The 13,814-nt window shown below is 51.8% G+C and carries 13 protein-coding genes; 12 read left to right on the forward strand and 1 reads right to left on the reverse strand.

What is annotated here, in order from left to right; all coding sequences use genetic code 11:
* The first annotated feature begins 48 nt into the window (after positions 1–48).
* The 9 genes from ftsN to AC534G_RS24300 all read left to right on the forward strand — a co-directional run bounded on the left by ftsN (position 49) and on the right by AC534G_RS24300 (position 9,401).
* On the forward strand, positions 49–1,023 hold the full coding sequence (gene ftsN / locus AC534G_RS24260) for a cell division protein FtsN (RefSeq protein ID WP_074458535.1): 975 nt from the start codon (positions 49–51) through the stop codon (positions 1,021–1,023).
* A 91-nt stretch (positions 1,024–1,114) separates the two neighbouring features.
* Positions 1,115–1,645 carry an ATP-dependent protease subunit HslV gene (gene hslV, locus AC534G_RS24265; RefSeq protein WP_003028805.1) on the forward strand — a complete coding sequence of 177 codons (531 nt, stop codon included), beginning with the start codon at positions 1,115–1,117 and terminating at the stop codon, positions 1,643–1,645.
* Positions 1,646–1,654: 9 nt separating this feature from the next.
* Positions 1,655–2,986, forward strand: a complete 1,332-nt coding sequence (gene hslU / locus AC534G_RS24270; RefSeq protein ID WP_038636017.1) for an ATP-dependent protease ATPase subunit HslU — start codon at positions 1,655–1,657, stop codon at positions 2,984–2,986.
* A gap of 67 nt (positions 2,987–3,053) precedes the next feature.
* A complete protein-coding gene (gene menA / locus AC534G_RS24275) occupies positions 3,054–3,983 on the forward strand; it encodes a 1,4-dihydroxy-2-naphthoate polyprenyltransferase (RefSeq protein WP_038636012.1) in 930 nt (309 codons plus the stop codon).
* A gap of 92 nt (positions 3,984–4,075) precedes the next feature.
* On the forward strand, positions 4,076–4,561 hold the full coding sequence (gene rraA / locus AC534G_RS24280; protein WP_008787034.1) for a ribonuclease E activity regulator RraA: 486 nt from the start codon (positions 4,076–4,078) through the stop codon (positions 4,559–4,561).
* A 227-nt stretch (positions 4,562–4,788) separates the two neighbouring features.
* Positions 4,789–5,079 carry a UxaA family hydrolase gene (locus AC534G_RS24285; RefSeq protein ID WP_038636007.1) on the forward strand — a complete coding sequence of 97 codons (291 nt, stop codon included), beginning with the start codon at positions 4,789–4,791 and terminating at the stop codon, positions 5,077–5,079.
* 21 nt (positions 5,080–5,100) lie between these two features.
* Complete coding sequence (locus tag AC534G_RS24290) at positions 5,101–6,264, forward strand: UxaA family hydrolase (protein WP_038636004.1); 1,164 nt, start codon at positions 5,101–5,103, stop codon at positions 6,262–6,264.
* Positions 6,265–6,350: 86 nt separating this feature from the next.
* The gene (locus tag AC534G_RS24295) at positions 6,351–7,310 is read left to right on the forward strand and encodes a 2-keto-3-deoxygluconate permease (protein ID WP_038636001.1); all 960 of its coding nucleotides are present in this window, start codon (positions 6,351–6,353) and stop codon (positions 7,308–7,310) included.
* 159 nt (positions 7,311–7,469) lie between these two features.
* Entirely contained in the window at positions 7,470–9,401 is a 1,932-nt protein-coding gene (locus AC534G_RS24300; protein ID WP_110496309.1) for a sigma 54-interacting transcriptional regulator, read from the forward strand.
* Positions 9,402–9,607: 206 nt separating this feature from the next.
* Here the strand turns inward: AC534G_RS24300 and zapB are convergent, their stop codons facing one another.
* The gene (gene zapB, locus AC534G_RS24305) at positions 9,608–9,853 is read right to left on the reverse strand and encodes a septal ring assembly protein ZapB (protein ID WP_019077914.1); all 246 of its coding nucleotides are present in this window, start codon (positions 9,851–9,853) and stop codon (positions 9,608–9,610) included.
* A 428-nt stretch (positions 9,854–10,281) separates the two neighbouring features.
* On the opposite strand from zapB, the gene AC534G_RS24310 reads away from it, so the two are divergent.
* The 3 genes from AC534G_RS24310 (at position 10,282) to glpX (ending at position 13,809) form a co-directional block, all read left to right on the forward strand.
* Positions 10,282–11,127 carry an MIP/aquaporin family protein gene (locus tag AC534G_RS24310; RefSeq protein WP_038635996.1) on the forward strand — a complete coding sequence of 282 codons (846 nt, stop codon included), beginning with the start codon at positions 10,282–10,284 and terminating at the stop codon, positions 11,125–11,127.
* Between the two features lie 22 nt (positions 11,128–11,149).
* Positions 11,150–12,658, forward strand: coding sequence for a glycerol kinase GlpK (gene glpK / locus AC534G_RS24315; RefSeq protein WP_042313394.1), 1,509 nt, complete (start codon positions 11,150–11,152; stop codon positions 12,656–12,658).
* Between the two features lie 140 nt (positions 12,659–12,798).
* The gene (gene glpX / locus AC534G_RS24320; RefSeq protein ID WP_038635990.1) at positions 12,799–13,809 is read left to right on the forward strand and encodes a class II fructose-bisphosphatase; all 1,011 of its coding nucleotides are present in this window, start codon (positions 12,799–12,801) and stop codon (positions 13,807–13,809) included.
* Positions 13,810–13,814 lie beyond the last annotated feature (5 nt).

The following is a 13,814-nucleotide window of genomic DNA, read 5'->3' on the forward strand; positions in this document are numbered from 1 at the left end:
TTAAGTAACATGGCGGGCTGACGAACGAATAAATACAGCGAAACGATAGTGGCACAACGAGATTATGTACGTCGCGGCCAACCGGCACCTTCGCGGCGCAAAAAGAGCACATCACGGAAAAAACAACGCAATACACCTGCGGTATCGCCCGCTATGGTTGCTATTGCTGCAGCCGTACTCGTGACCTTTATCGGTGGTCTGTACTTCATTACGCATCACAAGAAAGAAGAGTCCGAAACGCTGCAAAACCAGAAAGTCACCGGGAATGGCATTCCACCAAAACCGGAAGAGCGCTGGCGATACATCAAAGAGCTGGAAAGCCGTCAGCCTGGCGTACGCGCGCCTACCGAACCGTCTGCCGGCGGCGAGGTGCTGAACGCCGACCAGTTAACCAATGAGCAGCGCCAGTTGTTGGCGCAGATGCAGGCAGATATGCGTCAACAGCCAACGCAGCTCAACGAAGTACCATGGAACGAACAAACGCCTGAGCAACGCCAGCAAACGCTGCAGCGTCAACGTCAGGTGCAACAGCAGCAGTGGAACACTACGCAGCAGCAGGCTCAACAGCCACGCCAACGGGCAACGGAACAGCCGTACCAGCAGCCGCAAACGCGTACGGCGCAAACCGCACCGGTACAACAGCCGAAACCGCAGCCAAAACCGGCGGCGCAACAGCCGTATCAGGATCTGCTGCAAACGCCTGCGCATACCACCGCCGCTCAGCCGAAAACGCAACCGGCCGCGCCAATAACGAATGAAACGCAGCCGCCAAAACAGACGGCGGAGAAAAAAGATGAACGCCGCTGGATGGTTCAGTGCGGGTCATTTAAAGGCGCTGAGCAGGCAGAAACCGTGCGCGCACAGCTGGCCTTTGAAGGGTTCAACTCGCGAATTACCACTAATAACGGCTGGAATCGCGTGGTTATTGGTCCACTCAAAGGCAAAGAGAATGCCGACAACACCATCAGCCGCCTGAAGGTTGCTGGTCACACAAACTGCATTCGACTCGCCACTGGGGGTTGAAACCCCCAAAATCCCCCCCATCTATACTTGCATTACGCCCCGCATCCTGTGCGGGGCCTGTATTCTGCATTTGTAACCAAGGGGTCTGCTCGTGACAACAATAGTAAGCGTACGCCGTAACGGCCATGTGGTAATCGCCGGTGATGGTCAGGCCACACTGGGTAACACCGTAATGAAAGGCAACGTGAAGAAAGTCCGCCGTCTGTATAACGACAAAGTCATTGCGGGCTTTGCGGGCGGTACTGCGGATGCATTCACGCTGTTTGAACTGTTCGAACGCAAGCTGGAAATGCACCAGGGTCACCTGGTGAAAGCGGCCGTTGAACTGGCAAAAGACTGGCGTACCGACCGTATGCTGCGCAAACTCGAAGCGCTGCTGGCCGTCGCAGATGAAACGGCATCACTCATCATCACCGGTAACGGCGACGTCATCCAGCCAGAAAACGATCTGATTGCCATCGGCTCCGGCGGTCCCTACGCCCAGGCTGCTGCACGCGCTCTGCTGGAAAACACCGAGCTTGGCGCGCGCGAGATTGCTGAGAAAGCGTTGGATATTGCAGGGGATATCTGCATTTATACCAACCACTTCCATACCATCGAAGAATTGAACTCCAAAGCGTAAGGATCCCCCATGTCTGAAATGACCCCACGCGAAATTGTCAGCGAACTGAACAAACACATCATCGGCCAGGATAACGCTAAGCGTTCCGTGGCGATTGCCCTGCGTAACCGCTGGCGCCGTATGCAGCTCAACGAAGAGCTGCGCCATGAAGTGACGCCGAAAAATATTCTGATGATTGGCCCGACCGGCGTCGGTAAAACCGAAATCGCCCGTCGCCTGGCAAAACTGGCCAACGCGCCGTTCATCAAGGTTGAAGCAACCAAATTCACCGAAGTTGGCTATGTTGGTAAGGAAGTTGACTCTATCATCCGCGATCTGACCGACGCTGCCATTAAGATGGTTCGCGTTCAGGCCATCGAGAAAAACCGCTTCCGCGCTGAAGAGATGGCGGAAGAGCGCATTCTCGACGTGCTGATCCCACCAGCTAAAAATAACTGGGGACAGTCTGAGCAGCCGCAGGAACCTTCTGCCGCGCGTCAGGCGTTCCGTAAAAAACTGCGCGAAGGCCAGCTCGACGATAAAGAGATCGAAATCGATCTCGCCGCCGCACCGATGGGCGTTGAAATCATGGCGCCTCCGGGCATGGAAGAGATGACCAGCCAGTTACAGTCCATGTTCCAGAACCTGGGCGGTCAGAAGCAAAAACCGCGTAAGCTGAAAATCAAAGACGCGATGAAGCTGCTGATTGAAGAAGAAGCGGCCAAACTGGTGAACCCAGAAGAGCTGAAACAGGAAGCTATCGACGCCGTTGAGCAGCACGGGATCGTGTTTATCGACGAAATCGACAAAATCTGTAAGCGCGGCGAATCCTCTGGTCCGGACGTGTCCCGTGAAGGTGTACAGCGCGACCTGCTGCCGCTGGTTGAAGGCTGCACGGTCTCCACCAAGCACGGCATGGTGAAAACCGATCATATTCTGTTTATCGCTTCTGGCGCATTCCAGGTCGCGAAACCGTCGGACCTGATCCCGGAACTGCAGGGTCGTCTACCGATTCGCGTTGAACTACAGGCGCTGACCACCAGCGATTTTGAGCGTATCCTGACCGAACCGAATGCCTCCATCACCGTTCAGTACAAAGCGCTGATGGCGACCGAAGGTGTGGACATTAACTTCACCGAATCGGGCATTAAACGCATTGCCGAAGCGGCCTGGCAGGTTAACGAAACCACCGAAAACATCGGTGCGCGTCGTCTGCACACCGTTCTGGAACGTCTGATGGAAGATATTTCCTATGATGCGAGCGATTTGAACGGCCAAAGCATCACAATTGATGCCGATTATGTGAGCAAACATCTGGATGCGCTGGTCGCAGATGAAGATCTGAGCCGTTTTATCCTATAATCGCGTTCAATGCATTTTCATCACTGTTGATGGGGCTGATAAAGCCCCATTTTTATTGGCGCTAAATATGACTGAACAACAACAAATTAGCCGCTCACAAGCCTGGCTGGAAAGTTTACGACCTAAGACCTTACCGCTCGCCTTCGCGGCGATCATCGTCGGTACGGCATTAGCATGGTGGCAAGGATACTTCGATCCGCTGGTTGCTCTGCTGGCATTGATTACGGCGGGACTGCTGCAAATTCTGTCCAATCTCGCTAACGACTATGGCGATGCCGTCAAAGGCAGCGACAAGCCCGATCGCATTGGACCGCTGCGCGGGATGCAAAAAGGGGTTATCACCCAAGAGCAGATGAAGCGCGCGCTGATCGTCACCGTAGTGTTGATCTGTCTGTCTGGTCTGGCCCTGGTTGCCGTGGCCTGTCACACGCTGGCGGATTTTGTCGGTTTCCTGGTGCTCGGGGGCCTGTCGATTATCGCCGCGATCACTTACACCGTGGGTAATCGCCCTTACGGATATATCGGTCTGGGCGATATTTCCGTGCTGGTATTCTTCGGCTGGCTCAGCGTGATGGGAAGCTGGTATTTGCAGGCCCATACGCTAATTCCGGCGCTGATTCTGCCTGCCACCGCCTGCGGCCTGCTGGCAACCGCTGTGCTCAACGTCAACAATCTGCGCGATATCAACAGCGACAGAGAGAATGGCAAGAACACGCTGGTCGTGCGTTTAGGCGCCGTGAATGCCCGCCGCTACCATGCCTGCCTGCTGATGGGTACGCTGGTCTGTCTGGCGCTGTTTAACCTGTTCTCGCTGCAAAGCCTGTGGGGATGGCTGTTTATTCTCGCCGCTCCGCTGCTTTTCAAACAGGCGCGTTACGTGATGCGTGAGATGAACCCTGAGGCAATGCGCCCGATGCTGGAACGCACCGTAAAAGCGGCACTATTAACTAACCTGCTGTTTGTCGTTGGAATTTTCTTAAGTCAGTGGTCTCTTTAACTGACAAATATCAATTAACAATTGATGATTTTGCCAACAGTACACATAGCGCGATATACTAAAAATTCTCGCAGCAACTAAACGTTAAGCCTATGAAATACGATACATCCGAGCTTTGTGACATCTATCAGGAAGATGTCAACGTCGTGGAACCGCTGTTCTCTAACTTTGGGGGACGGTCGTCGTTTGGCGGACAAATCATCACGGTAAAATGTTTCGAGGACAACGGGTTGCTGTACGATCTGCTCGAACAGAACGGCCGTGGTCGCATTCTGCTGGTCGATGGCGGCGGTTCTGTTCGCCGCGCGCTGGTCGATGCCGAACTGGCGCGGCTGGCCGTACAGAATGAATGGGAAGGTCTGGTCATCTACGGCTCAGTACGCCAGGTAGACGATCTGGAAGAACTGGATATCGGCATTCAGGCGATTGCCGCAATTCCGGTAGGCGCTTCAGGTGAAGGCATTGGGGAAAGCGATGTGCGCGTCAACTTTGGCGGCGTGACCTTCTTCTCCGGCGACCACCTGTACGCCGACAACACCGGGATAATCCTCTCCGAAGACCCGCTCGATATCGAGTGATCAAAAAGGCACCGCAAGGTGCCTTTTTTTATGCGTTTCCGTCGTACCCACCTTTTGCACGCCTTGCAACTGTAGCTATTTGCCGCAACTGATGAGGCTACTTACAGCGCCTCTATCTCCCCCTTCCCACTCTGCGTATTATTTATCTTAATAAACAACAAGTTAAAAACATGGCACGCCTTATGCTTTATACCACTGTATCCAATCAAAGCGCATAAGGATTTTTTATGAAGAAAAATGCAGTGGTTATTAACCCGCAAGATAGCGTTGCTACTGCTATCCAGCCCCTCAAGGCCGGAGACGTCGCCAACATGTTTGTTGGCAATGAAAATCTGACCATCACCTTACGGGATGACATCCCTTACGGTCATAAATTTGCCATTAAAGCCGTTGCGCTTCATGGCGAAGTTTACAAATACGGTGAATCCATTGGTCGGGCAACAAAGCCTATCCAGACCGGAGATTATGTTCATGTTCATAATGTTGAAAGTGAGCGTGGCCGTGGGGATTGGAAATAAAGGCTGAAGGAACAAGTGAAAATGAAAAAAACAATCAAAGGTTATCGTCGCCCGGATGGCAGCGTGGGTATTCGCAACTACGTCTTAATTTTACCTACCAGCGTTTGCGCCAATAAAGTGGCTCAGGACATCTCCGCTCAGGTTCATGGCTCAACCTGGCTTAATAATGATTTTGGTTGCTGCCAGATTGCTGGTGATGCTGCATTAACCGAAAAAACACTGATCAACGTTGCCAGGAACGGCAACGTTGGCGCCATACTCGTTGTCGGATTGGGTTGTGAAGGCGCTGAACCTACTCACATTGCGCAAGAAATCACGAAATTTGGTAAGCCGGTTTCCTGCATCACAATTCAGAATGAAGGGGGGACCTTGCAGTGTCAGGCGCGCGGAATTTCAATCGCACGTCAGTATGCGCAGGATTTGTCCCAGCAAGACTACGAAGAAATAAGCGTCAGCGAGTTGATCCTCGGAATGGAATGCGGAGGTTCTGATACCACCTCTGGCCTCGCCTCCAACCCTGCCTGCGGTGTTGCATCTGATTTGTTAGTTAACGATGGTGGCACATCGATTCTTTCAGAAACCACCGAATTCATTGGCGCAGAACACGTTGTTGCTCGTCGGGCCATTAATTCACAAGTCGCAGACGATTTAATCAAGCTGGTTGTGGGGTGTGAAGAAAGAGCGAAAGCCCTGGGCGCAGATATCAGGGGCGGGCAACCGACGCCAGGTAATATCCAGGGCGGTATCACCACCATTGAGGAAAAATCTCTGGGCTGCATGCACAAAGCGGGCCATTCACCGCTACAGGGCGTCCTGCAATACGCAGATTTCCCTGGCGGTCGTGGACTATGGGTGATGGACTCCCCTGGACAAGATATCGAATCCATCTCCGGGATGGTGGCCGGCGGCGCACAAATTATTATCTTTACTACCGGGCGTGGAACCCCCACGGGAAACCCGATTGCGCCAGTGATCAAAATCACCGCCAACGAAGAAACATTTACCAAAATGCGCGACAACATTGATATTGATGTTTCATCGATTATGCGGGGAGAATCTTCTATTAATGAGATGGGCGAGGTAATTTATCAGGAAATCATTAAGGTTTCTAATGGTAAAACAACCAAAGCTGAAGATCTTGGGCATAAGGAATTCTCTATTTACAAGATCGCACCAACATTTTAAGACGATAGAAATATAACCCTATACGGTGGGAATAAATAACATATTCCCATCATTTATATCCGTTACAAAAACACGGAAGTCTCCTCATGAAAATAAAACAAACAATTGAGAAATTCCCAGGCGGGATGATGGTAATCCCGTTATTGATCGGAGCATTATTAAAGACATTTTGTCCTGGTGCTTTAGAAATAGGGAGCTTTTCGACGGCGGTAGCTCATGGCGCTCTCGCTATCCTGGGCGTATTTTTTGTCTGTATGGGCGCTGAAATCCGCCTACAGGCCGCGCCGGTCGCCCTGAAAAAAGGGTTCGCCATTATGCTGTCCAAGTTGGTTGTCGGGACAGCAATTGGCTTACTGGTCGCAAAGTTTTGCGGCGCCAACGGCTTCTTTGGTTTGTCTGCACTCGCCATTATCGCGGCTATGACCAATGCGAATATGGGCCTCTACGCTGCACTGACCAAACAGTTTGGCAATGAAACCGATGCGGGCGCTATCGCTGTGCTTTCCGTACTTGAAGGCCCCTTTCTGACGATGGTGGCGATGGGTGCCGCTGGGCTGGTGTCGATCCCAATAATGGAGCTGTTCGCCGTTGTTTTGCCAATACTGATTGGTATGCTGCTCGGAAATCTGGATGAGGATATGCGTTCGTTCCTGAAAAGCGGCGGCGCGATGCTGATCCCCTTCTTCTCTTTTGGTCTGGGTACCGGAATCGATTTCAGCACCCTGCTGATGGCCGGATTCGCAGGGGTTATTCTGGGTCTCATGACCGCATTCATTGGCGCGCTGATTAATGTTGCCGTCTCCCGTTTTGTCGGAGGTTCAGGCATCGCCGGAGCGGCAGTCTCCACGACGGCCGGTAACGCCGTTGCGACCCCCGCAGCCATCGCCGCAGTTGACCCCAGCGTGTCAGCATTAATCGCCGTAGCGACGCCGCAGATTGCCGCCTCTACGATCGTCACCTCCTTAGTCGTACCGTTTATAACCGCCTGGGTTGCTCGCCGCGAACAAAGGAGAATCGCCCAACGCCAGCAGTTATCAAAAACATAAATTCCACAGAGTTGATCGAAAACAATTCCGCTGTTCACCATTTATGTGACAAAAAGATTGCAGAAACAGTAAGTCGTGAATGGATTACTGTTTTTGCAATAATGCCGACAACTGTTTCCACCGTTATCGACTTCACATCATGATCATGCTGGATTCAACATGTTAAAATTACCTAATATTTACATCGTTTCTCCTTTACAAGCGCTCTCTCTCGAAGCTGAACGCCTGTCTATCCGATATAATCACATCGCAAATATAACGATATTAAATGCCACCCTCGACGATGTTGATTCCGTGATCCCGATATTGCGCACGAATCCTCCTGATCTTGTGATTAGTCGCGGTGGCATGGCATGGATGCTTAAACAAAAAATACCGCAGCCTGTCATTGAAATAAAAACATCCGCTTATGATATTATCGATGCCCTCAGGCCATATCTTGGGCTCAATAAAAATATTGGGGTTATTGGGTTTCGCAGCGTTATCGACGGCTGTATGAAAATAGCCAGGATGCTTAATCTGCAACTCACTGAGTTTATCATTGACGAAATGGCCAACCCTTGCATTGAGAATGTCAGAAATGACTTTGTCAATTACACACAAAATAACCAGATAGATCTTATTATTGGCGATGCCATTTGCCCGCTTTATTTTGGCACACACAGCATGGAACATTTCATCCCTTTCCATTCAGGTGTCGAGTCCATAGAACTGGCATTACATGAGGCAATTCAGCTGTATCAGGCGCTCGCTAATGAGCGCATTGAGCAAAACCAGCTAAACCTGTTACTTGACCACACCAATAAATTCATTCTTCTCATTGATAATTGCGGTAAGGTCATTCACTGTAATCATAAAGCCGTCGAGCTTTTACAACTCAGTAAACATGATTTAATCAGTAAAAAAATACCTTCCTTAACGCTAAACTGGGAAGATCTGCAAAATAATATCCCGATAGAAAATGAGTTAATCAACACACCCTATGGCGAATTTGTGGTTAACCAGTTCCCCATTGTAGAAAACGAAAATCTCAACCGCGTAGTGATCACCCTCCAGACATCATCTAACTTACAGAATGCTGAGCAGAAGATAAGAATCAAAGAAGCGAAAAAGTTAGGATTTCACGCCAGGTATCACTTCGAAGATTTTATTACCTGCAACCGTGAAATGCAGGATCGCTTAAGGTTAGCCAGGATATATGCGGAAACCGAAGCAACAATACTGCTACTCGGTGAAAATGGTACCGGCAAAGAGGTTCTGGCGCAGAGCATTCATAACGCCAGTTCACATCGCAATGGGCCATTTGTTGCAGTTAACTGCGGCGCAATCCCCGCTTCAATTATGGAAAGCGAACTCTTTGGATATGTCGATGGCGCGTTTTCCGGTGCCTCTAAAAAAGGCCGCGCCGGGATGTTTGAACTGGCGCATAACGGCACCATCTTTCTTGATGAAATCAGCGAACTGGATAAGTTCTTACAAGCAAAACTCTTACGCATTCTGCAAGAGCGCCAACTGATGCGCCTGGGCGCAGATCACATGATTCCGGTCAACGTCCGCGTTATTGCGGCCACAAACCGAAACTTACCGGCAATGATTGCAGCCGGTGATTTTAGAGAAGACCTTTTTTATCGCTTGAATGTGCTCAAGGTCACCACATTACCGTTACGTGAACGCCCGGACGATATCCAACTTATCGGGCAAACAACTTTAGATGCGCTGAGAAAGTCCTATCAGTTGCCTCCCATTGCATTGAGCGAAAGTTTATGGAGTGAGCTGAAAAAATATTTATGGCCGGGTAACGTACGTCAGTTGAATAATATTATGGAGCGCCTGGCGTTATCGTTTTCATCCGGCGTGGTGTCTCTTTCTGCCGCCACGTTACTGATTGAGGATTTACAAGCCGATAAAGCGTCTTCCCCCCAACAACCTCGCCATCACTGCCCGGACTGCCAGTTGCTCGAAGGGCCGTATAAACGGATCCGTAGCCGTATTCTCAAAGGGGTGCTACTACGACAGCAAAACAACAAAAGCCGTGCAGCGAAGCAACTGGATATTGACCGTAGCTCGTTCACCCGTTGGCTTGGTGATTGATGGGAAAGCCCGCAAGCAAGGCCGTTATCAAAGATAAGTATTGCCGGATGTCGGCTTACACCTTATCCGGCCTACAAACTAAAACCTCTATAGATTTCGCGTCAGGGCAAGGCGGCAAGTAAGTGAATCCCCAGGAGCATAGGCCACTATGTGACTGGGGTGAACGCACGCAGCCAACGCCGCCATAACGTGAAATATGACGAGGATTAGACTTCTTCCATACGACCCAGCAGGGCATGCAGACGATCCTGCCAGCCGTTCTGCTGTTCTTTCAGATTGTTGTTCTCACGCTCCAGTTCTTCACGCTGCTGCTGTGCAGACTGAACTTCCTGCGACAGTGAGTTGTTCTTTTCTTTCAGCTCTTCGATTTCCATCTGCAACAGCGTGATGGTATCAATCGCCTGCTGTACTTTTGCTTCCAGTTTCTCAAACACTTCTAATGACATCGTCATACCTCTCCTGAATTGCAAGGCGTTGATGGATAAAAATCCTCGTCCCGATAACCGGCGACGCCTTAATAAAAACGAGCGCACTCTACTTAACACCGATTGTATGAAGCCGCGTCATCCCTGTCCAGCGGCATCCCGCGCAGATTGCGGTTTGCAACACTTTTAGTCTTTCTCCTGGTGACATGACTGTCATAACGCTTAAGTGTTAAGAGATTGATCGGTGAAATGATTCAGCTCACACTATTTTTGTATAACAAATACCGCGCAATGGCGCGAAAACGCTCATTTTGTTGATGCAGTACACACATTTTAATTTCGATATTTCTCGTTTTTGAGCGTTAACGATAAATTAACAGTGTGCCTACCGGCTCCGGGGATGTCAGTGACCTTCTCGCACACAATAAACATTAAACTCTCTTCAGGATCCGATTATGAGTCAAACATCAACCTTAAAAGGCCAGTGCATTGCTGAATTCCTCGGTACCGGGTTGTTGATTTTCTTCGGTGTGGGCTGTGTCGCTGCACTCAAAGTGGCCGGGGCTACTTTTGGTCAGTGGGAAATCAGCATCATCTGGGGTCTGGGGGTAGCGATGGCTATCTATCTGACCGCAGGCGTTTCTGGCGCACACCTGAATCCAGCGGTCACCATCGCACTCTGGCTGTTTGCCTGTTTTGATAAACGCAAAGTCGTCCCTTTTATTATTTCGCAAATTGCCGGCGCCTTTTGCGCAGCGGCATTGGTTTACGGGCTTTATTACAATCTTTTCCTCGATTTCGAACAAACCAATCATATCGTGCGCGGCAGTACCGAGAGCCTGGGTCTGGCAGGTACTTTCTCCACCTATCCGAACCCGCATATCAATTTTGTGCAGGCCTTCGCGGTTGAAATGGTCATTACCGCTATTCTAATGGGGCTGATTCTGGCCCTGACCGACGATGGTAACGGTGTACCTCGTGGTCCGCTGGCGCCACTGCTGATCGGCTTACTGATTGCCGTTATTGGTGCTTCCATGGGCCCGCTAACAGGTTTTGCGATGAACCCGGCACGTGACTTCGGACCGAAACTCTTCGCCGGACTGGCCGGATGGGGTGAGATTGCCTTCACGGGTGGTCGTGATATCCCTTACTTCCTGGTACCGGTGTTTGGACCGATTACCGGCGCAATTTTGGGCGCATGGGCCTATCGCAAACTGATTGGTCGTCATTTGCCGTGCGATGTCTGCGCGATTGAAGAGAAAGACGTTGCGGCCAACACTCAACAAAAAGCTTCGCAGTAATGTGACTACGGGACAAAAAATTATGACTGAAAAAAAATATATCGTTGCGCTCGACCAGGGCACTACCAGCTCCCGCGCGGTCGTCATGGACCACGATGCAAATATCGTTGCCGTTTCACAGCGCGAATTCGAGCAAATCTACCCGAAAGCAGGTTGGGTAGAACACGACCCAATGGAAATTTGGGCGACCCAAAGCTCCACGCTGGTAGAAGTGCTGGCGAAAGCCGATATCAGTTCCGATGAAATTGCCGCGATCGGTATTACCAACCAGCGTGAAACCACCATCGTCTGGGAACGTGAGACCGGTAAACCTATCTATAACGCCATTGTGTGGCAGTGTCGTCGTACCGCGGATATCTGCGAGAAGCTCAAGCGCGACGGTATGGAAGAGTACATCCGTAGCAACACCGGTCTGGTGATTGACCCGTACTTCTCCGGTACCAAAGTGAAGTGGATCCTCGACCACGTAGAAGGTTCGCGTGAGCGCGCCCGTCGCGGTGAACTGCTGTTTGGTACCGTAGATACCTGGCTTATCTGGAAAATGACGCAGGGGCGCGTACACGTCACCGATTACACCAACGCCTCACGTACCATGCTGTTCAACATTCACTCCCTGGACTGGGACGACAAGATGCTGGATGCGCTGGATATTCCGCGCGCCATGCTGCCGGAAGTACGTCGTTCTTCTGAAGTGTACGGTCAGACCAACATCGGTGGTAAGGGCGGCATTCGTATTCCTATCTCCGGTATCGCCGGTGACCAGCAGGCGGCGCTGTTCGGCCAGCTGTGCGTGAAAGAAGGGATGGCGAAAAACACTTACGGTACCGGCTGCTTCATGCTGATGAACACCGGCGAGAAAGCCGTTAAGTCCGAAAACGGGCTGCTGACCACCATCGCCTGCGGACCGACCGGGGAAGTGAACTACGCCCTGGAAGGCGCGGTGTTTATGGCGGGTGCCTCTATCCAGTGGCTGCGTGATGAAATGAAACTCATCAGCGATGCATTCGACTCTGAGTATTTCGCGACTAAAGTGAAAGACACCAACGGCGTGTACGTCGTTCCGGCATTCACCGGTCTGGGCGCACCGTACTGGGACCCGTATGCGCGTGGCGCCATCTTCGGTCTGACCCGTGGCGTAAACTCCAACCACATCATTCGCGCAACGCTTGAGTCTATCGCTTACCAGACCCGTGACGTACTGGAAGCGATGCAGGCTGACTCCGGCATTCGCTTGCACGCCCTGCGCGTCGATGGCGGTGCGGTAGCCAACAACTTCCTGATGCAGTTCCAGTCGGACATTCTCGGCACACGCGTTGAGCGCCCGGAAGTCCGCGAAGTCACTGCGCTGGGTGCGGCTTATCTGGCCGGTCTGGCGGTCGGCTTCTGGCAAAACCTGGATGAGCTGCAGGAAAAAGCGGTCATCGAGCGTGAATTCCGTCCTGGCATCGAAACCACCGAACGTAACTTCCGTTACAGCGGCTGGAAAAAAGCAGTCAAACGCGCCATGGCGTGGGAAGATCACGACGAGTAATACGTCATTGCCGGATGGCGACGCTAAGGTGTCTTATCCGGCAATATCTTCGTGCGGGGACAACCCCGCACACACATCAATAATCTCGCCCCCTCCCCTGTGCTACACTTCGCGCCATTCCTTTCAGCTACGAGTTTGCAATGAGACGAGAACTTGCCATTGAATTTTCACGCGTGACCGAAGCGGCCGCGCTGGCTGGCTATAAATGGCTGGGCCGCGGCGATAAAAATACCGCTGACGGCGCGGCGGTGAACGCCATGCGTATTATGCTCAACCAGGTCAACATCGACGGCACCATCGTGATTGGCGAAGGTGAAATCGATGAAGCGCCGATGCTGTTTATCGGTGAGAAAGTCGGTACGGGTCTTGGCGATGCGGTAGACATCGCAGTCGATCCTATCGAAGGCACGCGTATGACGGCAATGGGCCAGGCAAATGCGCTGGCGGTACTGGCCGTGGGCGATAAAGGCTGCTTCCTGAACGCGCCGGACATGTACATGGAAAAGCTGATTGTCGGCCCAGGCGCAAAAGGGTCCATTGACCTGAACCTGTCGCTGGAAGCCAACCTGCGTAACATTGCCGCCGCGCTGAACAAACCCCTGAGTGACCTGACCGTCACTATCCTGGCAAAACCTCGCCATGATGACGTTATTGCAGAGATGACGAAACTGGGCGTGCGCGTATTCGCTATTCCCGACGGCGACGTCGCGGCCTCAATTCTGACCTGCATGCCTGACAGCGAAGTTGACGTGCTGTACGGCATTGGCGGCGCACCGGAAGGTGTGGTCTCCGCCGCCGTTATCCGCGCGCTGGATGGCGATATGCAGGGCCGTCTCCTGGCGCGTCATGACGTCAAAGGCGACAGCGAAGAAAACCGCCGCATTGGCGAACAGGAACTGGCCCGCTGCACCGCGATGGGCATTGAAGCGGGCAAAGCGCTGCGTCTGGACGAAATGGCGCGCAGCGACAACGTCATTTTTTCTGCCACCGGCATCACCAAAGGCGATCTGCTGGAAGGCATTAGCCGCAAAGGCAATATCGCGACCACCGAAACGCTGCTGATCCGCGGCAAATCGCGCACAATCCGCCGCATTCAGTCGATTCACTATCTCGATCGCAAAGATCCCGATGTGCAGGCGCACATCCTGTAATTGAT

Source organism: Citrobacter sp. CRE-46 (assembly GCF_059615875.1).